At 64.7% G+C, this 25,283-nt stretch carries 23 protein-coding genes and 1 pseudogene; 15 read left to right on the forward strand and 9 right to left on the reverse strand.

Annotated features, from left to right (window positions below):
* Positions 1–42: 42 nt before the first annotated feature.
* Both RPS27_RS06325 and RPS27_RS06330 read right to left on the reverse strand, forming a co-directional pair.
* On the reverse strand, positions 43–414 hold the full coding sequence (locus RPS27_RS06325) for a YqjD family protein (RefSeq protein ID WP_194404447.1): 372 nt from the start codon (positions 412–414) through the stop codon (positions 43–45).
* A 78-nt stretch (positions 415–492) separates the two neighbouring features.
* A complete protein-coding gene (locus tag RPS27_RS06330) occupies positions 493–1,605 on the reverse strand; it encodes an AI-2E family transporter (RefSeq protein WP_212067881.1) in 1,113 nt (370 codons plus the stop codon).
* A gap of 208 nt (positions 1,606–1,813) precedes the next feature.
* Here RPS27_RS06330 and RPS27_RS06335 point away from each other — a divergent pair, with 208 nt between their 5' ends.
* On the forward strand, positions 1,814–2,590 hold the full coding sequence (locus tag RPS27_RS06335; protein ID WP_211415880.1) for a L,D-transpeptidase: 777 nt from the start codon (positions 1,814–1,816) through the stop codon (positions 2,588–2,590).
* A 16-nt stretch (positions 2,591–2,606) separates the two neighbouring features.
* Positions 2,607–3,260 (forward strand): DUF2865 domain-containing protein, encoded by a 654-nt coding sequence (locus RPS27_RS06340; RefSeq protein ID WP_212067882.1) that lies wholly within the window; start codon positions 2,607–2,609, stop codon positions 3,258–3,260.
* A gap of 97 nt (positions 3,261–3,357) precedes the next feature.
* Here the strand turns inward: RPS27_RS06340 and RPS27_RS06345 are convergent, their stop codons facing one another.
* On the reverse strand, positions 3,358–5,451 hold the full coding sequence (locus RPS27_RS06345) for a methyl-accepting chemotaxis protein (protein ID WP_212067883.1): 2,094 nt from the start codon (positions 5,449–5,451) through the stop codon (positions 3,358–3,360).
* Positions 5,452–5,721: 270 nt separating this feature from the next.
* On the opposite strand from RPS27_RS06345, the gene RPS27_RS06350 reads away from it, so the two are divergent.
* Entirely contained in the window at positions 5,722–5,877 is a 156-nt protein-coding gene (locus RPS27_RS06350; RefSeq protein WP_008546817.1) for a Thivi_2564 family membrane protein, read from the forward strand.
* A 57-nt stretch (positions 5,878–5,934) separates the two neighbouring features.
* Here RPS27_RS06350 and RPS27_RS06355 read toward each other — a convergent pair whose 3' ends face one another.
* The 4 genes from RPS27_RS06355 to cysD form a co-directional block, all read right to left on the reverse strand.
* The gene (locus RPS27_RS06355) at positions 5,935–6,135 is read right to left on the reverse strand and encodes a CsbD family protein (protein ID WP_164718867.1); all 201 of its coding nucleotides are present in this window, start codon (positions 6,133–6,135) and stop codon (positions 5,935–5,937) included.
* A gap of 128 nt (positions 6,136–6,263) precedes the next feature.
* Positions 6,264–8,429, reverse strand: a complete 2,166-nt coding sequence (locus RPS27_RS06360) for a malate synthase G (protein ID WP_212067884.1) — start codon at positions 8,427–8,429, stop codon at positions 6,264–6,266.
* A gap of 299 nt (positions 8,430–8,728) precedes the next feature.
* Entirely contained in the window at positions 8,729–10,645 is a 1,917-nt protein-coding gene (cysC, locus tag RPS27_RS06365) for an adenylyl-sulfate kinase (protein WP_212067885.1), read from the reverse strand.
* A gap of 19 nt (positions 10,646–10,664) precedes the next feature.
* Positions 10,665–11,459, reverse strand: coding sequence for a sulfate adenylyltransferase subunit CysD (gene cysD, locus RPS27_RS06370; RefSeq protein WP_194404440.1), 795 nt, complete (start codon positions 11,457–11,459; stop codon positions 10,665–10,667).
* Positions 11,460–11,703: 244 nt separating this feature from the next.
* Here cysD and RPS27_RS06375 point away from each other — a divergent pair.
* From RPS27_RS06375 to RPS27_RS06430, 12 genes and pseudogenes are all read left to right on the forward strand, one after another.
* Positions 11,704–12,732 (forward strand): annotated as a pseudogene (locus RPS27_RS06375) (SAM-dependent methyltransferase); the annotation flags it as partial.
* A gap of 35 nt (positions 12,733–12,767) precedes the next feature.
* Complete coding sequence (locus RPS27_RS06380; RefSeq protein WP_135166566.1) at positions 12,768–13,085, forward strand: DUF2849 domain-containing protein; 318 nt, start codon at positions 12,768–12,770, stop codon at positions 13,083–13,085.
* Between the two features lie 11 nt (positions 13,086–13,096).
* Positions 13,097–14,752, forward strand: a complete 1,656-nt coding sequence (locus RPS27_RS06385; protein WP_194404439.1) for a nitrite/sulfite reductase — start codon at positions 13,097–13,099, stop codon at positions 14,750–14,752.
* Positions 14,739–15,254: a DUF934 domain-containing protein gene (locus RPS27_RS06390; protein ID WP_212067886.1), complete on the forward strand. Its 516-nt coding sequence runs from the start codon at positions 14,739–14,741 to the stop codon at positions 15,252–15,254. The genes RPS27_RS06385 and RPS27_RS06390 overlap by 14 nt, the downstream gene beginning before the upstream one ends.
* Positions 15,251–15,982 carry a phosphoadenylyl-sulfate reductase gene (locus tag RPS27_RS06395; RefSeq protein ID WP_194404437.1) on the forward strand — a complete coding sequence of 244 codons (732 nt, stop codon included), beginning with the start codon at positions 15,251–15,253 and terminating at the stop codon, positions 15,980–15,982. Before RPS27_RS06390 ends, RPS27_RS06395 begins: the two co-directional genes overlap by 4 nt.
* A gap of 124 nt (positions 15,983–16,106) precedes the next feature.
* Entirely contained in the window at positions 16,107–17,108 is a 1,002-nt protein-coding gene (locus RPS27_RS06400; protein ID WP_249132019.1) for a sulfate ABC transporter substrate-binding protein, read from the forward strand.
* A gap of 33 nt (positions 17,109–17,141) precedes the next feature.
* Entirely contained in the window at positions 17,142–17,978 is an 837-nt protein-coding gene (gene cysT, locus RPS27_RS06405; RefSeq protein ID WP_194404435.1) for a sulfate ABC transporter permease subunit CysT, read from the forward strand.
* A 9-nt stretch (positions 17,979–17,987) separates the two neighbouring features.
* Positions 17,988–18,923, forward strand: coding sequence for a sulfate ABC transporter permease subunit CysW (gene cysW, locus RPS27_RS06410; protein WP_212067888.1), 936 nt, complete (start codon positions 17,988–17,990; stop codon positions 18,921–18,923).
* Positions 18,913–19,950, forward strand: a complete 1,038-nt coding sequence (locus RPS27_RS06415; RefSeq protein WP_212067889.1) for a sulfate/molybdate ABC transporter ATP-binding protein — start codon at positions 18,913–18,915, stop codon at positions 19,948–19,950. The genes cysW and RPS27_RS06415 overlap by 11 nt, the downstream gene beginning before the upstream one ends.
* A 90-nt stretch (positions 19,951–20,040) precedes the next feature.
* Positions 20,041–20,544, forward strand: coding sequence for a CAP domain-containing protein (locus RPS27_RS06420; RefSeq protein WP_194404432.1), 504 nt, complete (start codon positions 20,041–20,043; stop codon positions 20,542–20,544).
* 76 nt (positions 20,545–20,620) lie between these two features.
* The gene (locus tag RPS27_RS06425) at positions 20,621–21,796 is read left to right on the forward strand and encodes a DUF3734 domain-containing protein (RefSeq protein ID WP_194404431.1); all 1,176 of its coding nucleotides are present in this window, start codon (positions 20,621–20,623) and stop codon (positions 21,794–21,796) included.
* Position 21,797: 1 nt separating this feature from the next.
* Positions 21,798–22,586, forward strand: coding sequence for a 3-hydroxybutyrate dehydrogenase (locus RPS27_RS06430; protein ID WP_211415892.1), 789 nt, complete (start codon positions 21,798–21,800; stop codon positions 22,584–22,586).
* 131 nt (positions 22,587–22,717) lie between these two features.
* On the opposite strand, the gene RPS27_RS06435 is transcribed toward RPS27_RS06430, so the two are convergent.
* Together RPS27_RS06435 and RPS27_RS06440 are read right to left on the reverse strand one after the other, a co-directional pair.
* Positions 22,718–23,542, reverse strand: a complete 825-nt coding sequence (locus RPS27_RS06435) for a sulfite exporter TauE/SafE family protein (RefSeq protein ID WP_194404429.1) — start codon at positions 23,540–23,542, stop codon at positions 22,718–22,720.
* Positions 23,543–23,739: 197 nt separating this feature from the next.
* Positions 23,740–25,107, reverse strand: coding sequence for a flippase (locus RPS27_RS06440; protein ID WP_409517544.1), 1,368 nt, complete (start codon positions 25,105–25,107; stop codon positions 23,740–23,742).
* Positions 25,108–25,283: the final 176 nt, after the last annotated feature.

Consider the following 25,283-nt stretch of genomic DNA (forward strand, 5'->3'; position numbering starts at 1 on the left):
GCGGCGCGGTAGCGCCGCCGTTCTCATGTTCCTTTACGCTTCCTACCGCCGCCAGGCGGCCCCGATCAGGAAGCCGATGCCGAGCGCGAGCCCGACGGTCGCGAGCGGCCGCTGGGTGATCGCGTCTTCGAGCGTCTCCTCGATCGATCCGTAGGCCTCCTGGGCGGCGTCCATCATTGCGCTGCCGCGCTCCGACATGTCGTCCATGGCGGTGTCCATGTTATCGCGCGCCTGGCGGTAACCGCGGCGAGCCTGCTTGCTGGTGGAATTGGCAAAGGTGTTGAGCGCGTCGGTAATCTGGTCGGTGAGGGCGGCGATATCGCTTTTCACGGCTGCTACATCCTTCTCGAGGCGTTCTCTGGTGGCTTTGTCGGTCCAATCTCTCATCCCGGCTTCGGCATTGGGCGTGGACATCGGGAGCTCCGAACTGTTGGCGGCTGAGATAGCCGGAAAACGTTTCGTCACCGGGGAAGTTCCGTTCGTGGAAACCGGTCAGCCCTGCGGAAGCTGCGGTGCATCCACCGGCATGAGATGCTCCTTGAGGATCAGCGCGACGATCAGGAGCGGCGACGACAGGAACGCGCCCATCGGGCCCCACATCCAGGTCCAGAATGCCAGCGCAAGCAGGACTGCAAGTGCATTCAGCGCCAGCCGCCTGCCGATGATGGTGGGGGTGATGAAGTGCCCTTCCAGGAAGGTAAGACCGCCGAAGGCGAGTGCCGCCATCAGGCCGCCGCTGATGGTCGGAAAGGCAACCAGCCCTACCAGAACCAGCACCGCGAACATCGCAACCGGCCCGATGATCGGGATGAAGTTGAGCGTCGCCGCGAGCGCGCCGAGCCCGGCTGGATTGGGCATGCCGGTGAGCGCGCAAATGAGGCCGGTGCCGATGCCGACGCCGACGTTGATGAGGGTGACGGTCAGGAGATAATTGCCGAGGTGCTCCTCGATCTCGTTGAGAATCCGGAGCGTGCGAAGCCGCGCGTCACGATCGCCGAAGTTCATGATCATGGCGCGCCTCAGATCGCGCCAGCTGGCGACGAACAGGATCAAGGTGACGAAGAACAGCAGGAATTCGGTGAAGGTCGGTGACAGGAATTCCAGCGTCGGCTGCACCCACTCGACTTTCGGCATCTGGAAGCTCGGTAGGCCTTCCGACCCCCCGATCATGGCTTGCGTCTCCCGCCACAGCGACAGCGGCCGGTCGAATACGTGCAGCTTGTCTTTCAGTTGCGCGCCGAGCTCCGGCAGGCGCGTGCTCCACTCCATCACCGGGGAGGCGATCAACGCCACGACGAAGGCGACCACCGTGGTACCTGCGAGCACGATTAGAACGGCACCGACTGCGCGCGGGACCTTGTACCGCTCCAGAAAGCCGGCCGCAGGCGACAGCATGGTGCCGACGACAAAGGCCATCACCACAGGCAGGAAGAATGCCCTTCCGACGTAGAGCACGGTCACGACGGCAATCAGCAGCAGGCCTGCGAGCGCAAAGGCGACGAATTCGGTGCGGCGGATGACCGGCGGCAGTTCGACATGGCTGTCGGGAAGCGGAGCGCCTTCGCTGTTACCGGTAATCGGACGTTCACTCGGAAGGACGCGCACAATCTCTCTCCCGCACGGAAGCCTCGCACCGCGCGCCCATTGGTAACGGGTAATGCGCGAGGCTTAAGCTGGTTCCATCGCGGCTTCGTGAAGATGTGCTCGCTTGACTGTGACAAGCCTGCCGCGCGTTGCGCCGGAACTCGGGTCGCCCCCGCGGCGTTCTACGGGAAGCGCATCACCCTGATGCACGCATTCAACGGGGCAGCACATGACAAAGTTCTCTGCAGTCCGTCGCAGCTTCTCGCCGCGCGCGGTCACCGCGTTCGCCTTCGCAACCACTCTGCTCGTGGTCCCCCTCGGCGCCGCGAGCGCGCAGACCTTCGGCTATTCGCCGATGCAGCCGCAAGCGTACCCGCAGGACCAGGGCTACGCGCAGGGCTCCGTGAACGAAACGCCGCAGGCAACCGACGAGGATGCCCAGCTGCCTGATCGCCTGCGCAAGCAGATCGTCGGCTTTGATCGCAGCGAGCCGGCCGGCACCATCGTGATCGATACCAACAACACCTATCTTTACTACGTGCTCGGCAACGGCCGTGCGATCCGCTATGGCGTCGGCGTCGGCCGCGAAGGTTTCACCTGGTCCGGCGTGCAGAGCGTCAGCCGCAAGGCGGAGTGGCCGGATTGGCATCCGCCGGCAGAGATGATCGCGCGTCAGCCGTATCTGCCGCGCTTCGTCGCCGGCGGCCCCGGCAACCCGCTCGGCGCGCGTGCGATGTATCTCGGCTCAAGTGAATATCGCATCCACGGCACCAACGATCCCTCCACGATCGGCAAGTTCGTCTCCTCCGGCTGCATCCGCATGACCAACGAGGATGTCACCGACCTGTTCGGTCGCGTCAATGTCGGTGCGAAGGTCGTGGTGTTGCCGAAGAACGCTCCGCTGATGGCCAAGGGCGGCGATCCCGTGCGCAAGCGTCCGGCCGTGACAACGCTCCCCTCGGGTCGGCAGGCGCTTAATATCTCGGCGTCGTCGGCCGTGAACTAGAGTTCCGTGAGGTCACATGAGTAAACGATCAATCCGCAAACTGGCCGTTGGCACAGCGGCACTGCTCGCCGTCGCCACCTCCGGTCTGGCACTGGCGCCGTCGGCGCATGCGGAAGACTTCTTCTCGGCGCTGTTCGGCGGCTTTCGGATGCGGCCACCGCCGGAGATCCGAACGCCGTTCCCGAACGACGACATGCCCCGCTATGAAGGGCCGCGCCAGCGCGCCTCCTATGGCGGCGGCACCGCCTATTGCGTCCGCGGCTGCGATGGCCGCTACTTCCCGGCGCAAGGCAACGACGCGGAGAGCAAGGCGCAATCGTGCAAGAGCTTCTGTCCGTCGTCGGAGACCTCGCTGGTTTATGGCGGCAACATCGACGACGCCACGACTGACAAAGGCAAATCCTATTCCGACTTGCCCAACGCGTACCGCTATCGCAACGAGATCGTCGCGGGCTGCACCTGTAACGGCAAGGACCCTGTCGGGCTCGCGCAGGTCAAGGTCGAGGACGATCCCACGCTGCGCAAGGGCGATATCGTTGCCGGCACTGACGGTCTCGTTGTCGCCAGTCGCAACGCCGGCGATCGCCGCGGCGTCGCGATGAATTTCTCGCCGCTGCCGGAGTCAGTGCGCGCCAAATTCCGCCAGGTGCCCGTGGTGGCGAAGGAGTAGCGGCAAGATTTCAATTTGGCGCGGCGCTGTCTCGCCACATCGAGCTGTCGTTCCTGCGTTCGCAGGGACGACAGTGAGCGTGCGGCGCCGTCGTGCCCTAAGCCGCGCGGATCTTGCCGAGGAAGTCGCTGACCTCCTGACCGAGCTGGCGGCTCTGCGTCTCCAGCATCTCGGACGCCTGCTTCACATTGTCGGCGGCTGCAGCGGCAGCGTCCGCATCGGCTTTGACGCCGGTAATATTGTCCGAGACGTTCTTGGTGCCCTGGGCCGCATATTGCGTGCTGCGGGTGATCTCCTGGGTCGCCGCGCCCTGCTCCTGCACGGCGGCGGCAATCGCGGTCGCCACTTCGTTCACTTCGCCGATGATGCCGCCGATCGCCTGGATCGCGTTGATGGCATCGCCCGCGACCTTCTGGATGTCGGCGATCTGCTCGGAGATTTCCTCGGTCGCCTTGGCGGTCTGGCTCGCCAGCGACTTCACCTCGGAGGCGACCACGGCAAAGCCGCGGCCGGCCTCGCCGGCGCGCGCCGCCTCGATCGTGGCGTTGAGCGCCAGCAGATTGGTCTGCGCCGCGATGGTGTTGATCAGGCCGACGACCTCGCCGATGCGTCCCGCCGACTGCGCCAGCCCCTGCACGGTGCTGTCGGTTTCGCGCGCCTGATTGACGGCCCGGCTGGCGATGCCGGCGGCGTGGGAGGCCTGCTGGCTGATGTCGTTGATCGAGGCTGAAAGCTCCTCGGCGGCCGCGGCCACGCTGTCGACGCTCATCGAGGCGTCGTTGGAGGCCTTGCCGGCGACCTGCACGCGGTCGTTGGTCTGGCGCGACACGGCGGAGAGGTCACCCGAGGTCTTGCGCATCTCCCCGGAGGCCTCGCTCAATTCGCCCAGCGTCTTGCGCACCGCGCCCTCGAACTCGCCGACATAGGCCTCGACGGCGCGCTGGCGTGCGGCAGCGCCCGCATTGCGCTCGCTCTCCTGCTGTTCGATTTTGAGCTTGTCGGTGGCCTGCTGCTTGAAGGTTTCCAGCGCGCCGGCAAGCGCGCCGATCTCGTCCTGGCGGTCGAGATAGCCGCTGTCGACGGCAAGGTCGCCCCCGGCGACCTTCAGCATGGCGTCGCGGATGGTGTTGAGCGGGGTGATGACGCGGCGGCTGACCAGCATGATCGCCGCTGCGGCGAGGCCGATGGCGAGCGCGAGCAGTCCAAGCTGCATGATCAGCGCGCGTTGCGCTGCGGAGCGCTGCTCCAGCGTGTGGTCCTTAGCCGCGTCAAGCGCGGTCTCGGCGACGGCAACGGCGCTGGACAGGCGGCCGACCGTCACGGGGGTCCACTGGTTCGCGGTCATCTCGGCCTTTTCGCCCGCGGCGAGCGCGGCCACCAGGCGGTCGCGCAGGGCCAGATACTGCGGATCGAAATATCCGGTCTTGGCCGCCGCCATGGCGGATGACAAGGCCGACGGCAGTTGCATGCCCGAGGTGGACAATTCCAGCGCCTTCCACATCGCGGCTGTTCCGCCGACATATTGGGTGTAGGCGAGGCGGGCCTCGGGCGTGACGCGGCCGGCGTTCAGTCCGGTCGAGACGACCAGCGAGGCTTCACCGCCGGTGTTGCGGAGCAGCCAGGCGTTCTGCTTGATCGACAGCAATTGATCGATCGCGGCGTCCTGGTGATTGACGGTGGCAGCCAGGGCGTTCGAGAGCTTGTCGAGCGTATCGAGCAGGCCCTGCGTCGTCTCCATATAGGCCTTCGACAGGCCGGCGCGGCGCTGGTCCTTCGGTTTAGCGACATCCTCCCAGAACTGCTTCTGCTGCTCGGTCAGCTGCTTGTGGAGGCGCGCGAGCTCCGGCACCATCGTACCCGATTGCGGGAAGTCCATCGCCGGCAGCAGCTCCAGCGCATGGGCCATGGCGGGCATCTCGGCGTCCCGGATCCCGCGGAGATATTTCTCGATCTCCGCGTCCATCGGCTCGGTCGCGTTGAGCAACCGATTGGTGGTCGAGCGGTCGGTGCGCAGATTGTGCATCGCCTTGAACAGATCGGCGGACGCATCGGCGATCTGCGAGATGCGTTGGGCGGTCTTGAGGCGATCCCAGGACTCGTAGGCGGTGAGCGAGAGCGCAATCACCACACAGGCCGATGTGATCGCGATCACCGCCTTCAGCAGCGCGGACACGGTCAGACGATTGAACATCGAAGTCCCCCAATTCCCAAGTGCAAAGCTCAAACGAACGCCCGGCAACATCGACAACTGGGGGCGTGGCAGATCCGCAATCGCATGCCGTTTGCGGCTCAGAGCGCAAACGGTCGTCGCATCTGGAAGGGAAAGGGTAAAATTTTAGGCAGGCCGGGGGATCGTAGAATTACTGATTTACCAGAAGTTGCAATGGGTTGCCGAGATGGAACCGAGTCGCGCTACGGGCGTTAGAGCAGCGGTCGCAATTTGCCTGAAGGGGGTCTCGCGATGCTGGTGGGCGTGCTCGTCACTTTTCTCGTCGTTATTCTCGTACTCTATCTCATCAATATGCTGCCGATGGACGGCCGCGCCAAGCAGATCGCGCGCGTGATCGTCATCATCATCGGCATCGTGTCCTTGTTGAAATATCTCGCGGTGTTCTAGCGAGGGGCTACGTTCAACAAAAAGCCCCGGCTTTCGCCGGGGCTTCGTTTGTGCTGCTCAGTGCAGCGATTTCAGCCAGTCGTCGACGTCCTGACGAACCTGGTCCTTGGCCTTGCCGTAGCGTTCCTGAAGCCGGCCCTCGAGCTGCTCGCGGCGACCCTCGATCAAGCTGAGATCGTCGTCAGTGAGCTTGCCCCATTTCTCCTTGGCCGAGCCCTTGAACTGCTTCCAGTTTCCTTCGATTCGATTCCAGTCCATGACCATCTCCCGTGGTTTGATGGCCCGATAACGCGAGGCGCACGCTGCCTGTTCCGACACGTAGCGCGACCTTTCGCCCAACAAAAAAGCCCCGGCGGGTAGCCGGGGCTTTGATCCAGTGACAGGGCTCAGCCGGCCGCCTTGGCCTCGCGGCGGCGCGCGGTGAGGATGTATTCGGTGTAACCGTTCGGCTGCTCACGCCCCTTGAAGATGAGGTCGCACGCGGCCTTGAAGGCGACGCCGTCGAAGGCGGGCGCCATCGGCTTGTAGATGGCATCGCCGGCGTTCTGCTTATCGACGACGACGGCCATACGCTTCAGCGATTCCATCACCTGCGCCTCGGTGATCACGCCCTGGTGCAGCCAGTTGGCGAGGTGCTGGCTGGAGATGCGCAACGTGGCGCGGTCTTCCATCAGGCCGACATCGTGGATGTCGGGCACCTTGGAGCAGCCGACGCCCTGGTCGATCCAGCGCACGACATAGCCCAAAATGCCCTGGCAGTTGTTGTCGATCTCCTGCTTGACGTCGTCAGGCGCCCAGTTCGACTTCGACACCGGAATGGTGAGGATGTCCGAGAGCTTTGCGCGCGGTCCGCCCTTGGCCAGCTCCTGCTGCCGCGCGGTGACGTTGACCTGGTGGTAGTGCAGTGCATGCAGCGTCGCGGCGGTCGGCGAGGGCACCCAGGCGGTGGTGGCACCGGCCTGCGGATGGCCCAGTTTTTGTTGAAGCATGTCGGCCATCTTGTCGGGCGCGGCCCACATGCCCTTGCCGATCTGGGCATGGCCGGGCAGGCCACAGGTCAGGCCCATGTCGACGTTCCAGTCCTCATAGGACTTGATCCAGGGCTGCGCCTTCATCTCGTTCTTGCGGATCATCGGGCCCGCTTCCATCGAGGTGTGGATCTCGTCGCCGGTGCGGTCGAGGAAGCCGGTGTTGATGAACATGATGCGCTTGGAGGCGCGCTGGATGCAGGCCTTGAGGTTGACGGTGGTGCGCCGCTCCTCGTCCATGATGCCGACCTTGAGCGTGTTCTCGGGCAGGCCCAGCATCTGCTCGACACGGCCGAAGATCTCGCAGGTCAGCGACACCTCGTCCGGGCCGTGCATCTTCGGCTTGACGATATAGGCAGATCCCGTGCGGCTGTTCTTGACCTTGGAGTTGCCTTTCAAGTCATGGATGGCAAGAAGCCCGGAGACGGCGGCATCGAGCAGGCCTTCCGGAATCTCCTCGTCCTTCTCGTCCAGCACCGCGTCGGTGAACATGTGGTGACCGCAATTGCGCATCAACAGCAGGCTGCGGCCGTGCAGCTTGATCTCGTTCTTGCCGTCGGGAGTCTTGTAGCTGCGGTCGGCGTTGAGCGAGCGCGTCAGCGTCTTGCCGCCCTTCTCGAAGTCGGCCGACAGCGTGCCGTTCATCAGGCCCAGCGTGTTGCGATAGACCAGCACCTTGTCCTCGGCATCGACAGCGGCAACCGAGTCTTCCATGTCGAGGATGGTGGAGACCGCGGACTCCATGATCATGTCGGCGACGCCGGCCGGATCGTCCTTGCCGATCGCGCTGTTGCGGTCGATCTTGACCTCGACATGCAGGCCGTTGTTGGCGAGCAGCACGGCCGAGGGCGCAGCCGCATCACCCTGGAAGCCGGCGAACTGCGCAGCGTTCTTCAATGCGGTGGCGTTGCCGCTCTTCAGCTTCACTGCGAGCTGGCCCGCGACGACGCTGTAGGCGGTGACATCGGTGTGGCTGCCGGTCGCGAGCGGCACGGCGGCATCGAGGAACGCCTTGGCCTTGGCGATCACCTTGTCGCCGCGCGCCTTGTTATAGCCCTTGCCGCTCTCCGTGGGATCGTGCGGGATCGCGTCGGTGCCGTAGAAGGCATCATAGAGCGAGCCCCAGCGCGCGTTGGCCGCGTTCAGCGCGTAGCGCGCATTGGTGAGGGGCACGACGAGCTGCGGGCCGCAGATCTTGCCGATTTCGTCGTCGACATTGGCGGTCTCGACTTTCTGGGTCGCCGGCTCCGCAACGAGATAGCCGATCTCCTTCAGGAAGGCGGTATAGGCGTTGAGGTCGAAGGCCTTGCCCTTGTTGGCGCGGTGCCAGTCGTCGATCTTGGCCTGCAGCGTGTCGCGCACCGCCAGCAGCGCGCGGTTCTTCGGCCCAAGGTCCTTGATGATGGCGGCAACCCCGGCCCAGAACGCGTCCGGCGCGATGCCCGTTTTCGGGGCCGCTTCCTTTGCGATGAAGTCAAACAGGACAGGGGCGATCTTCAATCCGTGGGCGTCGACGCGTTTCATGATGGGCTTTCTTGTTGGAAATGGCTGTTTTTGGCTGCTTTTGACCCGATAGCAGCAAAATGCGCCCCAGGGGCGGCTTTCGGGGGCCTATTAGCCCCAAAAAAGGGGCGGTGAGAAGACCCCCGGGGGCTTGTCAAAATGTCAAGATGAGGTGGGGAAGGCCGCTGGTTTTACAGCGATTGAGCCCAATTTCGCGCCGCGCGCACGACTGCGCTCCCTCCGCCCTTGTGGGCCCCCGCAAGGGAGGAGGGAACGTACCGTCTGCGTGTTGGCAGTGAGCGCGCCAACAAACCGTGCGCTCAGATATTCGCGGCGAGGTCCACGGCTTCGTCGAACAGCACGCCCGTCGTCTTCAGCATCTGTTCGATCTCGTCGGCCGCCTCGGCGACGGTCCGTGTCGAGGTGTCGATCACGAGCTCGGCTGCCTGCGGCGCTTCGTAGTCGTTGCCGATGCCGGTAAACGATGCCAGGGCGCCGGCGCGCGCCTTCTTGTAGTGGCCCTTGGGATCGCGCCCCTCGCACACTTCGGCTGGCGTCGCGACGTGGATCTCGCGGAACGCGGTGTCGGCGATGCGGCGCGCGGTGGCGCGGTCCTCGCGGGCCGGCGAGACGGCGGCGACGATGGCGATGTGGCCGTTACGCGCCAGATGCGTCGCGACCTCCGCGAGCCGGCGGATGTTCTCGCTGCGGTCCGCGGCAGAGAAGCCGAGATCGCTGTTGAGGCCGGCGCGCAGCGTGTCGCCGTCGAGCAGGATCGGCGAGCCGCCATTGGTGAAGAGACGCCGCTCCAGTGCCTTGGCGAGCGTCGACTTGCCGGACGCGGGCAGGCCGGTGAGCCAGACCACGGCACCGTTGTGCTGATAGCGCGCGGAGCGTTCGTCAGGACGCAGGGCCGATTCCACCGGCACGATGTCGACGGGCACGGCGCGCTGGCCGGCATCGACCGACAGCACGAGGCCGCCGCCAGCGATGCGCCCCGCGACCTCGATCACGAGACGTCCGGTGCGCGGGTTCTCGGTGTAGGGATCGGTGGCAATCGGATTCGAGAGAGAAATGTCGATCTCGCCGACATGGTTGCGGCCGATCGCCTTGTTCTCGCTGCTCGAGAGCTCACCGGGATCGACCGCCTTCTCGATCGCAACTACGGTGGCGCGGCTTTCCTTCGGCCCGCAGCGAACCAGCAGCTGGTCGCCCTTGGCGAGCGGCTTGTCGTGCAGCCAGAAGATGCGGGCGCGCAGCCGGCGCGTCTCGCGCGGGGCACTGCCGGCATGCGCGACGATGTCGCCGCGCTCGATGAACAATTCGCGGTCGAGCGTGATGCCGACCGAGCGGCCCGCGCCCTGCCGCCCCGCGACCGGCGTCACCGGCCAGCTCTCGACGGTCTTGATCCTGGCGATCTTGCCGGCCGGCATGATCACGATCTCGTCGCCGGCAATGAGGCTGCCGGACTCGATGCGGCCGGCCACGATGCGGCGGTCGTCGAACTTGTAGATCGCCTGCACCGGCAGCCGCAGCGCCAGCGTTTCCAGCGGCCGCGCCGGCTCGAGGGCGTCGAGCGCCTCGACCACGGTCGGTCCCTTGTACCAGCCGATTCGATCGGTGTGCTCCGCGACGCCGTCGCCGTCGCGGGCGGAAATCGGGATCACGGCCGTGGGCTTCACGCCGAGGCCGTTGAGATGTGCCGAGATCTCGTCGCTGATGTCCTTGAAGCGATCGGCGGAGAAGTCGACGCGGTCCATCTTGTTGACGACGATCGCGACCTGCTTCACGCCGAGCAGATGCAGCAAATAGCCGTGCCGCCGTGTCTGGTCGCGCACGCCTTCCAGCGCGTCGATGATCAGCACCGCACCGTCGGCCTGCGAGGCGCCGGTGATCATGTTACGCAGAAATTCGGCGTGACCGGGCGCGTCGATCAGCACGATGTCGCGCGAATTGGTGCGGAAGCGGATCTGCGTGGTGTCGATGGTGATGCCCTGGTCGCGCTCGGTCTGCAGCGCATCGAGCAGGAACGACCATTCGAACGGCATGCCGCGCCGGGCGCTCACGGCCTTGAGCATCTCGAGCTTGCCGTCGGGCAGGCTGCCGGTCTCGTGCAGCAGGCGGCCAACCAGCGTCGACTTGCCGTGGTCGACATGGCCGACGATGACGATGCGCACTTGCGGGCGGGTGGTGCCGTTCGGCGTGGCGGGCGAAGTCGGGGTGACGATCATGTTCATATCGCGCTCGCGTCCTTGATCAGAGATAGCCGGCGACGCGCAGGCGCTCGAAGGCGTCCTCGGTCTCGTGGTCGAGCGCGCGGCCGGCGCGCTCCGGCACCTTGGTCTGCTCGAGCTCGATCAGGATCTCGTCGATATTTGACGCCGTCGAATTGACCGGATTGGTGATGTCCTGATCGCCCAGCGAGCGGTAGCGCTTGCCGTTCTGCGACAGATAGAGCGGGATGATCGGGATGTTCTCGCGCTTGGTGTAAGCCCAGATATCGGCCTCGGTCCAATGCAGGATCGGATGGATGCGCAAATGCGCGCCTTGCGGCGGCGAGGCGTTGAAGTGATCCCAGAACTCCGGCGGCTGGTCGCGCACGTCCCAATTGCCTTCGAGGCCGCGCGGCGAGAACACGCGCTCCTTGGCGCGGGTCGCTTCCTCGTCGCGGCGGATGCCGGCGATCAGGCCGTCGAAGCCGTATTTGCCGAGCGCCATCTTGAGACCTTCGGTCTTGCGCGCGGCGGAGCGGGCGGCCGGCGGCAGCGTCGGGTCGACGGCATCGATGGGCGGGCAGGGCTCGACGCGCAGATCGAGATCCCACTCTTTGCCGTAATGATCTCGGAAGCGGTACATCTCCGGAAACTTCTTGCCGGTGTCGACATGAAGGGCCGGGAACGGCATCTTGCCGAAGAACGCTTTCCGCGCCAGCCAGATCATGACGTTGGAGTCCTTGCCGAGCGACCACAGCAGGGCGATCTTCTTCAGCCGGGCGAAGGCCTCACGGAAGATGTAGATGCTCTGCGCCTCGAGCTGGTCGAGATGGTCCATGCTCGGCGCAACATCGGCAGAAAATTCTTGTGAGCCCGAGCGTGCGACGGGGACTTGGCTGCTCACTCCGACAGCTGCGGATTCGTCCTTGAGAAGATGCATCTCTGCCACTTTGCGTTTGGAGGCGAAAATTCTATAGTCGCGGTGCAGAAGAGAAGAAAAAATTTCTCTTTGCGAGCTTGAAACGACACATATATAGAAAATAATTCCGGTCAACCCCGGATGTGGGGGAAGCGAGTATCGTATGCGGTTCTTGCCGGTGTTCCTCGATCTCAAGGCGGGTCCGGTGGCTCTCATCGGCGCGGGCGAGCTTTTGCGCGCCAAGCTGCGCGTGCTCGCCGCCGCCGGCGCGCGCATCCGCGTGCACGCGATCGACGGCAACACTGATCTCGGCCTCAGCGTGGAAGACGCGGCGCGCGTCGACATCCTGACGGGCGATCCGCTCACCGCCGATCTCGCGGGCGTCATCGCCGTCGTCTGCGCCGGTGCAGGCGATGTCGGCGTGGCGATGTCGGCTCGGGCCAAGGCGCTCGGCCTGCCTGTCAACGTCATGGACGATCTCGAGCATTCGAGCTTCATCTTTCCTGCGATCGTCGATCGCGGCGATGTCGTGGTCGCGGTCGGCACCGGCGGCACATCGCCGGTGGTGGCGCGGCGCGTGCGCGAAAAGATCGAGGCGCTGCTTCCGGCGCGCATCGGCGAACTCGCCGAGTTCATCGGCGGCTTCCGCAAATCCATCAACGAGCGCATCGCCGAGTTTCCGCTGCGCCGCCGCTTCTGGGAGCGGGTGATCGACGGTCCGATCGGTGCCGCCGTGCTCGCCGGTCGCAAGAGCGAGGCGGACGTCGCGCTGAAGGCGATTTCCGATCCCTCCGCCTTCGCGCGCGCCGACAAGCCGGAAGGCTCCATCGCGCTGGTCGGCGCCGGTCCAGGAGATCCCGATCTTCTCACCATCAAGGCGCTGCGCACATTGCAGGACGCCGACATCGTCTTCCATGACGAGTTGGTCTCTGGCGAAATCCTCGACCGTATCCGCCGCGACACCACGCGCGTTGCCGTCGGCAAGCCCGGCACCGGCGAGGACGCCATCAACCAGCGCATGATCGCGGCCGCGCAAGCCGGCCAGCGGGTGGTGCGGCTGAAGGTCGGCGATTCCTTCGTGGTCGGGCGCGGCGGTGAAGAAGTGGCAGCGCTGCGCGCCGCCAACGTCGCTTATTCGATCATTCCCGGCATTACCGCAGGACTCGGCGGCGCCGCTGATCTCGAGACACCCAACCCCATCATCTCTGACCTATTGGATGCAGCCGAATGACCTCTCCGCTTGAACAGAAGAAGATCAAGATCGCCGGCCCCTCGATCGTGACCGCCAACCGGACCTGGGACGGCATCGTGGTTTACCGCACCGCCGCCAAGAGCTGGTCCGCGGACCTGTCGGAAGCTGCGATCGTGCGCAACTCCGACGAGGCCAAGGCGTTGCTTGCGGAGTCCGTCGCCGATGACGTCGGCGCGATCGGACCCTATATCGCTCCCGTGCAGGTCGGCGCGGACGGCAAGATCGAACCCGGCAATCTGCGCGAACAGATCCGCCGCACCGGTGTGACCATCGGACAGTCGGCCCAGGCTTAAGGCATCTTCTTATGTATGCTTACGATGAAATCGACCGCACGCTCGTCAACGAGCGCGTCTCGGAGTTCCGCGACCAGGTGAAGCGGCGCCTCTCCGGCGAGCTCACCGAGGACGAGTTCAAGATCCTGCGCCTGCAGAACGGCGTCTATCTGCAGCTGCACGCCTACATGTTCCGTGTCGCGATCCCCTACGGCACGCTGGCGACGAACCAGCTGCGGGCGCTCGCCCATGTCGCGCGGAAATACGACCGCGGCTACGGCCATTTCACCACGCGGCAGAACATCCAGTTCAACTGGATCAAGCTCGCGGAGCTTCCGGACGCGCTGGAAGATCTTTCGAAGGTCGGCATCCATGCGATGCAGACCTCCGGCAACAACATGCGCAACGTCACCTCGGACCAGTGGGCCGGCGTCGCGCCGGGCGAGATCGAGGATCCGCGCATCTGGTCGGAACTGATCCGCCAGCACACCACGCTGCATCCGGAATTCTCGTTCCTGCCGCGCAAGTTCAAGATCGCGATCACCGCCTCGGACCACGACCGCGCGGCGATCAAGATCCACGACATCGGTCTCCGCCTGATCAAGAACGAGAAGGGCGAGACCGGCTTCGAGGTGCTGGTCGGCGGCGGCCTCGGCCGCACGCCGTTCATCGCCAAGACCATCAAGCATTTCGTGCATGGCCGCGATATCCTGAGCTACATCGAGGCGATCCTGCGCGTCTACAACCAGTACGGCCGCCGCGACAATATCTACAAGGCGCGCATCAAGATCTTGGTGCACGAGCTCGGCATCGAGAAATTCTCCCGCGAGGTCGAGGAGGAGTGGCAGCATATCCGCAACTCCTCGCTCCAGATCGACGACGAGGTGATCGAGGACATCCGCTCGCGGTTCACCTACCCCGCTTACGAGAAGCTGCCGCACATGCCGGACGAGCTGCGTCAGGCCGCGGCTGATCCCGATTTCGAGGCGTGGCGCAAGAACTCGGTGGCCCCGCACAAGGTGCAGGGCTATTCCATCGTCACGATCTCGCTGAAGCCGATCGGCGCGCCTCCGGGCGATGCCACCGCCGAGCAGATGGACGCGCTGGCCGATCTCGCCGACAAATATTCATTCGGCGAGATCCGCGTCGGCCACGAGCAGAACCTCGCGCTGCCGCATGTCGCCAAGCGCGACCTGCCGGCGCTGTGGAAGGCGCTCGACAAGCTCGGGCTCGCAACCCCGAACGTCAATCTGATTTCCGACATCATCGCCTGCCCGGGTCTCGATTATTGCTCGCTGGCGAATGCGCGCTCGATCCCGATCGCGCAGGAATTGACACGTCGCTTCGCCAATCACGAGCTCGCCAATCTGATCGGCCGGCTCCACATCAACATCTCCGGCTGCATCAACGCCTGCGGCCATCACCATGTCGGCCATATCGGCATTCTCGGCGTCGAGAAGAACGGCGAGGAAGTCTACCAGATCACCATCGGCGGCCGTGCCGACGAGAACGCCGCGCTCGGCACCCTGATCGGGCCGGGCGTCAAGTTCGACGAGGTCGCCGACGTCATCGAGGACGTCGTGGAAGCCTATCTGGCGCTGCGCGAGCGGCCCGAAGAGCTGTTCATGGACACCGTGAAGCGCCTCGGCGTCGAACCCTTCAAGGAGCGCGTCTATGCCACTCGTTAACGGCGGAAAGATCACGGGCGACAGCTTCGTCAAGCTCGCCGTCGACACGCCGCTGCCCGAGGGCGGCGACATCCTGGTGCCGGCCGAACGCTTCCTGGGCGAGGCCGACACGTTGCTCGATTGTTCGGGCAAGGTCGGCGTGATCTGGCCCAACAACCGCGATATCAGCGAGCTGGTGCCCTATCTCGGCAAGATCGCCGTCGTCGCGCTGGTGTTCCCCACCTTCCGTGACGGCCGTGCCTACAGCCAGGCCCGCCTGTTGCGCGAGCGTTACAATTATCGCGGCGATTTGCGCGCCACCGGCCAGGTGCTGCGCGACCAGTTCGTGTTCATGCTGCGCGCCGGCTTCGATTCGTTCGAGGTCAAGAAGCAGGCCGACGCGGAAGCTTTCATGCAGACCGCAAAGCGCTATTCGGTGTTCTACCAGCCGACCGGCGACGGCCGCATCACGGCTTTGCACCGGCGCATGCAGCTGCGTCATTCCGAGGGTGTCGGCACGTGAACGTCGTTGCGTCCCAGCTCACTCCGGTCTCTGTCTCTACGCTCCCTTCAGCGGAGGAGCTCGATCGGAGCTTGCGCACCGCCTCGCCCGCGGAAGTCATCGCTGCCGCGCTGAAGACGGTCGGGCGCGAGAAGCTGGCACTGGTGTCGTCCTTTGGCACGGAATCGGCGACGCTGCTGAAGGTCGCGGCGGATGTCGACCCGGCGATCCCCGTGATCTTCCTCGATACCGGCTGGTTGTTCGAGGAGACGCTCGCCTATCGCGACACGCTGATCGCGTCGCTCGGGCTGAAGGATGTCCGCTCGATCAAGCCGGCCGAGGAGACCCTGTCGCGCGAGGATCCCGACCGCGACCTCTGGTTCTCCGATCCCGACGCCTGCTGCCGCATCCGCAAGGTGGAGCCGCTGGCGCGCGCGTTGAAGCCCTTTGATGCCTGGCTCAACGGCCGCAAGCGCTTCCAGGGCAATGCGCGCACCGACATTCCCGTCGTCGAGGACGACGGTGTGCGGTTGAAGTTCAATCCCTTCGCCAACGTTTCGCGCGAGGAACTCGAGGCGATCTTCGTCCGCGCCAAATTGCCGCGTCACCCCCTGGTCGCGTCCGGTTTCCGGTCGGTTGGGTGTATGCCTTGCACGAGCAGAACGGCCGAGGACGAGGATGAACGCGCCGGTCGTTGGCGCGGCCGAGCCAAGACAGAATGCGGCATCCACACGATGAAGACTTCGTAGCACAGCCACGTCGCCACGCTGCGAACAAGAAAATCCGGTTTCGTTGACTTAGGCGCGTTTCGCCGCGAGTTTCGCCTGCATGTCTTCGCTGACACCGACGTCAGCGAAGTGAATGGAGATGGACATGATGCGCCGTATCGTTCCGCTCGCAGCAGGCCTGGTCTTGACGGGTTTCTTGGCAAGCTCGGCTCTCGCCGCTGACATCAACCTGTTGAACGTGTCGTACGATCCGACGCGAGAGCTCTATGCCGAGTTCAACAAGGCATTTGCGAATGCCTATCAGAAGGAGACCGGCAAGAGCGTCGAGATCAAGCAGTCGCATGGCGGCAGCGGTTCGCAGGCGCGCGCGGTGATCGACGGCTTGCAGGCCGATGTCGTGACGCTCGCGCTGGCCTATGACATCGATGCCATCGCCGCCAAGGGCCTCACCACAGCCGATTGGCAGAAGCGGCTGCCGCAAAATTCATCACCCTACACCTCGACGATCGTATTCCTCGTCCGCAAGGGCAATCCCAAGGCCGTCAAGGACTGGGACGACCTGATCAAGCCGGGTGTCGCCGTGATCACGCCGAACCCCAAGACCTCGGGCGGCGCGCGCTGGAATTATCTGGCGGCCTGGGGTTTTGCGCAGAAGAAGCTCGGCTCGGCCGACAAGGCCAAGGATTTCATCGGAAAGCTTTATCAGCAGGTGCCGGTGCTCGATACCGGTGCGCGCGGCGCCACCGTGACCTTCGTCGAGCGCGGCGTCGGCGACGTGCTGCTGGCCTGGGAGAACGAGGCGTTTCTCGCGCTGAAGGAGTTCGGCCGGGAAAAATTCGAGATCGTGGCGCCGCCGCAATCCATCCTCGCCGAGCCGCCGGTCGCGATCGTCGACAAAGTCGCCGATAAGAAAGGCACTCGCAACGCCGCCGACGCCTATCTCCAATACTGGTACACCAAGGAGGGGCAGGAGATCGCCGCGCGCAACTTCTACCGTCCGCGCGATGCAGAGATCGCCAAAAAATATGAAAACGCTTTCGCCAAGGTCGAACTGTTTACGATCGACGAGGTTTTCGGTGGTTGGACCAAGGCACAGAAGGAACATTTCGCCGACGGCGGAATCTTCGACCAGATCTACAAGAACTGATCGGGCGCTGTCGCAGCGGTAACAGGTGGCCTGGTGAGCGCAATTGCAGCACGACGCCGGACATTGCCGGGCTTCGGTCTCACGATGGGACTGACGCTGTCCTGGCTGTCCGTCATTATTCTCATTCCGCTCGCCGGGCTGTTCCTGAAGTCGCTTGAGCTCAGTCCCGAACAGTTCTGGAATATCCTGTCGAGCCGCCGCACCCTGAATGCCTTGCGCGTCTCCTTCGGCCTCGCCTTCGCGGCGGCCTGCGTCAATCTCGTCATGGGCAGCATCATCGTCTGGGCGCTGGTGCGCTACCGCTTTCCCGGCCGCCGGCTGTTCGATGCCATCGTCGACGTGCCCTTCGCGCTGCCGACGGCGGTCGCGGGCGTCGCTTTGACCGCGCTGTTCGCCGAGAAGGGCTGGCTGGGCGCGCCGCTTGCGGCGCTCGGCATCAAGGTGGCGTTCACGCCGGTCGGCATCTTCGTCGCCATGATCTTCATCGGCATCCCCTTCGTGGTGCGCACGGTGCAGCCCGTGCTGCAGGATCTCGATCCCGAGATCGAGGAGGCCGCGGGCAGTCTCGGCGCCAGCCGCTGGCAGACCATCATCCGCGTGATCCTGCCCTCGCTGGCCCCGGCGCTGCTCACCGGGCTCGCGCTCGCCTTCGCCCGCGCGGTCGGCGAATACGGCTCGGTGATCTTCATCGCCGGCAATCTGCCCAACGTCTCAGAGATCGCGCCGCTCTTGATCGTGATCCGGCTCTCCGAATTCCGCTACGCCGACGCGACCGCCATTGCGGTGGTCATGCTCGTCGTGTCCTTTGTCATCATCTTCGCCGTCAATCGGCTCCAGCGCTGGGCGCAGAGCCGGATTCCGGAACGGTGAGGGCGGACCATGACGATGCAGATAGCAGAGTCCGTTTCGCCTTCGGCTCCCGATGCCAAGGTGCGTGCCAAGGCGCGTGCAAAGGCGCGCGCGCATGCGGCGGCCGCGCGCGACAGCCTGCGCACCGAGCCGCGCGCGGTGCGCATCGTCATCATCGCGCTGGCGATGATCTTTCTGTCGGTCTTCGTGGTGCTGCCGCTGGTGGTCGTGTTCGCGCAGGCCTTCTCCAAGGGGATCCTCGCCTATTTCGCCGCGCTCGCCGAGCCGGAGGCGCAGGCCGCCATCAAGCTGACGTTGATCGTCGCGGCGATTTCCGTCGGCCTCAACCTCGTGTTCGGCCTGGTCGCGGCCTGGGCAATCGCCAAATTCGATTTCCCCGGCAAGACCTTCCTGATCACGCTGATCGACCTGCCGTTCTCGGTGAGCCCGGTGATCTCGGGTCTCGTTTTCGTGCTGCTGTTCGGCGCGCAAGGCTATTTCGGTAGCTGGTTGAGGGATCACGACATCCAGATCCTGTTCGCGGTACCCGGCATCGCGCTCGCCACCACCTTCGTGACCTTCCCGTTCGTGGCGCGTGCGCTGATCCCCCTGATGCAGGAGCAGGGCACGCAGGAGGAGGAGGCCGCGGTCTCGCTCGGCGCCTCGGGTCTGCAAACCTTCTTTCGCGTCACGCTGCCCAACATCAAATGGGGCGTGCTTTACGGGGTGCTGCTCTGCAACGCGCGCGCGATGGGCGAATTCGGCGCGGTCTCCGTCGTCTCCGGCCATATCCGCGGCGAGACCAACACGATGCCGCTCTTGGTCGAGATCCTCTACAACGAGTACCAGTTCGTCGCCGCTTTCGCGATTGCCTCGCTGCTGGCGATGCTGGCGCTGATCACGCTGATCGCGAAGACCGTTCTGGAACGTCATCTGGACGAGGGACACGACGCCAATGACCATTGAAGTCAGAAATCTCGTCAAGACGTTCGGCAGCTTCAAGGCCCTCGACGGCGTCGACCTCAAGGTCAATGACGGCGAATTGCTGGCGCTGCTCGGCCCCTCCGGCTCCGGCAAGACCACGCTGCTGCGGATCATCGCAGGCCTCGACTGGCCCGATGCCGGCGAGGTCTCCTTCAACGGCGAGGATGCGCTGGCGCAGGGCGCGCGCGAGCGGCATGTCGGCTTCGTGTTCCAGCATTACGCGCTGTTCCGCCACATGACGGTGTTCGAGAACGTCGCGTTCGGCCTGCGCGTGCAGCCGCGCGCGGTCCGCAAGGACGAAGCGACCATCCGCGCCCGCGTCAAGGAATTGCTCGATCTCGTCCAGCTCGATTGGCTCGCCGATCGCTATCCGAGCCAGCTCTCCGGCGGCCAGCGCCAGCGCATCGCGCTCGCCCGGGCGCTTGCGATCGAGCCGCGCATCCTGCTGCTCGACGAGCCGTTCGGTGCGCTCGATGCCAAGGTGCGCAAGGAGCTGCGCCGCTGGTTGCGCTCGCTGCACCACGAGATCAACGTCACCTCGATCTTCGTCACCCACGATCAGGAGGAAGCGCTGGAAGTCGCCAACCGCGTCGTGGTGATGGACAAGGGCAGGATCGAGCAGATCGGCTCGCCGGATGACGTCTATGAAAGCCCGGCCAGCGCGTTCGTTCACGGTTTCATCGGCGAATCCATCGAGCTGCCGGTCCAGGTCGAAGGCGGCGTCGTCAGGCTCGGCGACCGGCCGCTCGCGCTGGTGGCGGATGGGCTTGCGCCTGGCGCGTCAAAGCTGTTCGTGCGGCGACATGACATGCTGGTCGGCCCGCCCGGCAGCGGCGCCTTCGAGGGCGCCGTGCAGCACGTCCGTAATTTCGGTCCCGTGCAGAGGGCCGAGGTCGCATTGTCCGGCGGCAAGACCATCGAGATCGACGCCCCCCGCGACAAGGAACTGCGCGCCGGTGATATGATCGGCCTCGAACCGCGCCGCTACCGGATCTTTGCGGGCGCTTGAGCGGGGGCCGACAGGTCGAATTTTCCTCAAAATTCACCTTTCAGCCACGGTTGGTATGCAACAACGGCCCTTCATTGGGGGCCCCGATTCATGCGCGCTGCGGCCGCGATACTCATTTCTTTGCTGCTCGCCGGCTGTGCCGGCAACGAAGCACCGGTCCAGCAGCCGTCCATGTATGCCGACATGGCGGTCCCGGGCTCCAAGCTCGATGCGCAGGCGGCCGCGATCATGATCTCGCAATACCGCCAGAACAACGCTCTCGGCACCGTCGTGATCGACCCCGATCTGATGCGGCTCGCCGAATCCCAGTCCAATGCGATGGCCGCGGCCAACAAGATGGACCATGACGTCCGCGCGCCGCTGGCCAAGCGCCTCGCCGCCGGCGGCTATCCCGCGACCGTGGCCGTCGAGAACATCTCGGCCGGCTATCATACGCTGGCGGAAGCGTTTTCCGGCTGGCGCGACTCGCCTCCGCACCGCGCCAACATGCTCAAGGGCGGTGTCACAAAATTGGGCATCGCGGCGAGTTATGCTCCCGGCACCAAATACAAGGTGTTCTGGACCATGATCCTGGCCTCGACGGAGCCCCGATAAGCCAGACTTGATCCGGCATGCATTGACGCCGCCGCGGAGTGTCGCCACGGTGGCGCGCCATTGCTATTGTTCCTCCATGACAGATCGTAGCCCGGAATCCGCCAGCATCCCCGCGAATGCGCAACGCGTCCTGGTCTTGCAGGGCGGCGGTGCGCTCGGCTCCTACCAGGCCGGCGCCTATCAGGCGCTGTGCGGCGCAGGCTTCGAGCCGGAATGGGTCGCCGGCATTTCGATCGGCGCGGTCAACGCCGCGATCATCGCCGGCAATGAAGGGCAAACCCGCGTCAAGCGGCTCAAGGAATTCTGGGAGATGGTCTCCGCGCCCGTGCCGTGGAAGCCGATCGGCAAGAGCGACCACAGCCGCGAATTGTTCAACTCGACCAGTGCCGCGCTGATCGCCACCTTCGGCGTGCCCGGCTTCTTCGTCCCGCGCGTCCCGCCGGCCCCGCTCTGGCCGCCCGGCAGCCCGCAGGCGGAGAGCTATTACGACACCGCACCGCTGAAGAAGACGCTGGAGCGTCTCGTCGATTTCGACCGCATCAACGACCTGAAGACCCGCCTGTCGGTCGGCGCGGTCGGCGTCACCTCCGGCAATTTCAAATATTTCGACAATTACGAGTTCAAGAAGCTCGGCAAGAAGATCGGCCCCGAGCACATCATGGCCTCCGGCGCGCTGCCGCCCGGCTTTCCCTCCGTGATCATCGACGGCGAGCATTATTGGGACGGCGGCATCGCCTCCAACACCCCGCTCGACTATGTGCTCGATGCCGAGGTCGACCGCGACATGCTGATCTTCCAGGTCGACCTGTTTTCCGCGCGCGGCGATCTGCCGACCTCGCTGCTGGAGGCCGCCGAGCGCGAGAAGGACATCCGCTATTCCAGCCGCACGCGGATGAACACCGACAAGAACAAGCAGTTGCACAACGCCCGCAGGGCGATGCGCGACCTGATCGGCAAATTACCGGATTATCTGAAGAACGACCCTTCCGTCGAATTCCTGGCGAAAGTGTCGCGCGAAAGCACCGTCACCGTGGTGCATCTGATCTACCGCAGCAAGAACTATGAATCCTCGTCCAAGGATTACGATTTCTCGCATGTCGCGATGGTCGAGCATTGGGAGGCCGGCGTGAACGACGTGCACCTGTCGATGCGCCACAAGGATTGGCTCGAGCGGCCACAGTCCGGCGAGACCATGGTGACTTACGATCTCACGGGGGACGTCTCTGCGCCCCCGGCAAAAAGGAGCGAATAGAATGGGTAGTCTGTCAGGCAAGAACGCCGTCGTGACCGGGTCGACCAGCGGCATCGGGCTCGCCTATGCGCGTGCGTTCGCCGGCGCCGGTGCCAACGTCGTCATCAACGGCTTCGGTGCGCCGGAGGACATCGAGAAGGAACGTGCCAAGATCGAGTCCGAGTTCAAGGTGAAGGCGATCTATTCGCCGGCCGACATGAGCAAGCCGGCCGAGATCGCCGGAATGATCGCGCTCGGCGAGACGACGTTCGGCTCGGTCGACATCCTCGTCAACAATGCCGGCATCCAGTTCGTCTCGCCGGTCGAGGAGTTTCCGATCGAGAAGTGGGACCAGATCATCGCGATCAATCTGTCTTCGGCTTTCCACGGTATCCGCGCCGCGGTGCCCGGCATGAAGAAGAAGGGCTGGGGCCGCATCATCAACACGGCGTCGGCGCACTCGCTGGTCGCCTCGCCCTTCAAGTCGGCTTATGTCTCGGCCAAGCACGGCATCGCCGGCCTCACCAAGACCGTGGCGCTCGAGGTCGCGACCCACAAGATCACCTGCAACTGCATCAGCCCCGGCTATGTCTGGACGCCGCTGGTCGAGAAGCAGATCCCCGACACGATGAAGGCGCGCAGCCTGACGCGTGAGCAGGTCATCAACGACGTGTTGCTCGCCGCGCAGCCGACCAAGGAGTTCGTCACCTCCGAGCAGGTCGCAGCGCTCGCCCTGTTCCTGTGCAGCGACGATGCCGCCCAGATCACCGGCACCAACCTCTCGATCGACGGCGGCTGGACCGCCGCGTAAGGGTACGGTGCCGTAGGGTGGGCGGTGGGCAAAGGCGCACTTGCGCCATGCCCACCATCTGTCCGTGATCGAGAAAAAGGGTGGGCACGCTTCGCTTTGCCCACCCTCCGATTCCGTCGTCCGGTCGCTGCCTAGTGCCCCCAGGCCAGCGCGGTGACGAAGGCCGACGACAGGTGGAGCTCCGCAAACATGATCTTGCCGGCGACAAGGAACAGCACGCTGGCAAGCGTCAGGCGCAACACTGTCTCGGGCACACGCGTCGCGCTGTAGCTGCCGACGATGATGCCGGGCAGCGAGCCCATCAGCAAGACGCCCATCAGCGCCCAATCCACGTCGCCGAGCGCCCAGTGCCCGATACCGGCGACCAGCGTCAGCGGCACCGCATGGGCGATATCGGAGCCGACGATGGTCACCATCGGCAGGCGCGGATAGAGCAGCAGCAGCACGGTGACGCCGACCGCGCCCGCGCCGACCGACGAGATCGAGACCAGCACGCCGAGCACGACGCCGGTCACGACGGTCGCAATCGCGGTGGTGCGATCGTCGACGCCCTCCAGCCGGCTGCGATAGCGCTCCATGATCGACTTGCGGAAGATCAGCGACGTCGCAGTCAGCAGCAGCGCAAAGCACAGCACCAGATTGATCAGGCTGCGCTCGGCATCGCTCCTGAGGTCGAGCTTCCACAGTACGAGCAGCGTCAGCGCGCTCGCTGGAAGGCTGCCGCAGGCGAGCCGCAGCACCGCCGGCCAGTGCACGCTGCGCGACCAGCCATGCACCACGCTGCCGCCGGTCTTGGTCGCGGCGGCATAGAGCAGGTCGGTTCCGACCGCTGTGGAGGGATGAACGCCGAACAGCAGGATCAAGAGCGGCGTCATCAGCGAGCCGCCGCCCACGCCGGTCATTCCGACAAGCAGGCCGACGCCGAATCCAGAGGCGACGTACAGTGGATCGAACATATCAGGGGAATCTTAGGTTGATCTCGTCGGTTAGGCAATACGACGTAGAATAAAGTTCCTCCAACGCGCAACCGCTTGGACAGAATAAGAAAAATTTTGCTGCAAGTTGGAGAAGGAGAGGTGTTTTGCCTCGTTCGCGCGCGTGCGCTGACAGAGCCGTTCCCCGGGAGGCAGCGAGCAGGGCAGGCGCGCAGCGCCTATTTACCGAACGCCAGCACGTGCAGTCCGAGCCGCTGCCGCACGATCCAGAACAGGAGCACCGTCTCGAAGCTGAGGGAGATCGAGGTCGCGGCCGCGGCGCCGTGGCCGCCGTAGCGCGGCACCAGCGCGATGCAGAGCACGACGTTCATCACGAAGGCCAGCGCATAGGCGAGCGCGCAGATCTTCTGCTGACCGAGCATGTTGAGCAGCCGCTCGACCGGCCCGATCGCCGAGCGTACCACGAGCCCGATCGCGGCGACGAACATGATGTCGTAACCAATCACGAATTGCGGCCCGAACAGCCAGAGCAGCGGCTTGCCGAGCGCGAGCAGCACGATGGTCGCCGCCAGCGACGGCCAGAACGTCCAGTTGATCGCATGCGCCACATAGGCCGACAGCCGTGCCTTGTCGCCGCTTGCGTTGTATTCGGCGAAGCGATGCGCCGTCGTCGCCGACATCGCGTAGTGGATGAACGAGACCAGCGCCAGCGTCTTCACCACCGCAAAGTAGACGCCGACCTCGTCGGAGGGACGGAACTGCTGCAGCACCAGCACGTCGGTGTAGGACAGCAGCAGATAGAAGCTCTCGACCAAGAGGATCGGCAGCGAGACGGCGAGCCAGCCGCGGATGTCGTAGGTCTTGGGTCCGGGCGCGATGTGACCGGCGAGCTTGCGGTTCAGCACCACCATCTGCCCGCTCATTGCAATCCAGACGGCGCCGGCGCTCGCAACCATCGCGGCGACCGCACCGAGATGATAGCCGAGCAGAAAGGCCGCGCCGGTGATGCCGATGATCAGCGCCTGGCGGATGATGAATTGCGGCATCAAGCCGAGCTGCATCCAGTCGTGCGAGCGCGCAATGCCGTCCTGGGTGTTGGCGACCACGAAGGCGGGCAGCGTCATGCAGCCGATATAGAGCGGCAGCTCCTCCGCCGGGTCGATCCAGGGCGACAGCAGCCTGACGATGCCGGCAAGGGCGAGCGACACCAGCGCAGACACGGCAAAAGTCAGCCAGCGGCTGCCGGAGAGGAAGCCGCGCAGCAGCGCCTGCTCACCGCTGGCGCGATACTCCGGAATGATTTTCTGCGCCGAGGCCGAGATGCCGAAATCCATCATGCTGCCGAGCAGCAGCACCCAGGTCCAGACATAGACATAGATGCCGTAATCGGACGTGCCCATCCAGCGTGCGAGCAGCACCTGCGAAAAATAAGCGAGCCCGGCGCTGATGACGCGGATGATGAAGATGGTGCCGGCGAGCCGCCGCGTCAGCGAGGCCTCGCTCGAGCCGCCCGTCAGCTTGGCCCGCAGCCGCGCGATCAGGCCGGCCGGTCCGGTCGTTGCGGGTTCTGCATCCATCACGGCCACGAAGAGTCCCCAGGGCGTCCCGCGTGCTGCGGCAGGCCCGGGACTTAGCAACCATTCCTTAAGATTCGGTTGGACCGCCTCCGACGGCTTCCTCCGAAGGCCGGCGCAGGGAGGCGAACGTCATTTCGCTTGGCGCGGGGGCGCGGATGGCGTCGTTGCCGCAATCCCTCCAATTT

This window comes from Bradyrhizobium sp. WYCCWR 12699 (assembly GCF_032144035.1).
Taxonomy (GTDB): Bacteria; Pseudomonadota; Alphaproteobacteria; order Rhizobiales; family Xanthobacteraceae; genus Bradyrhizobium.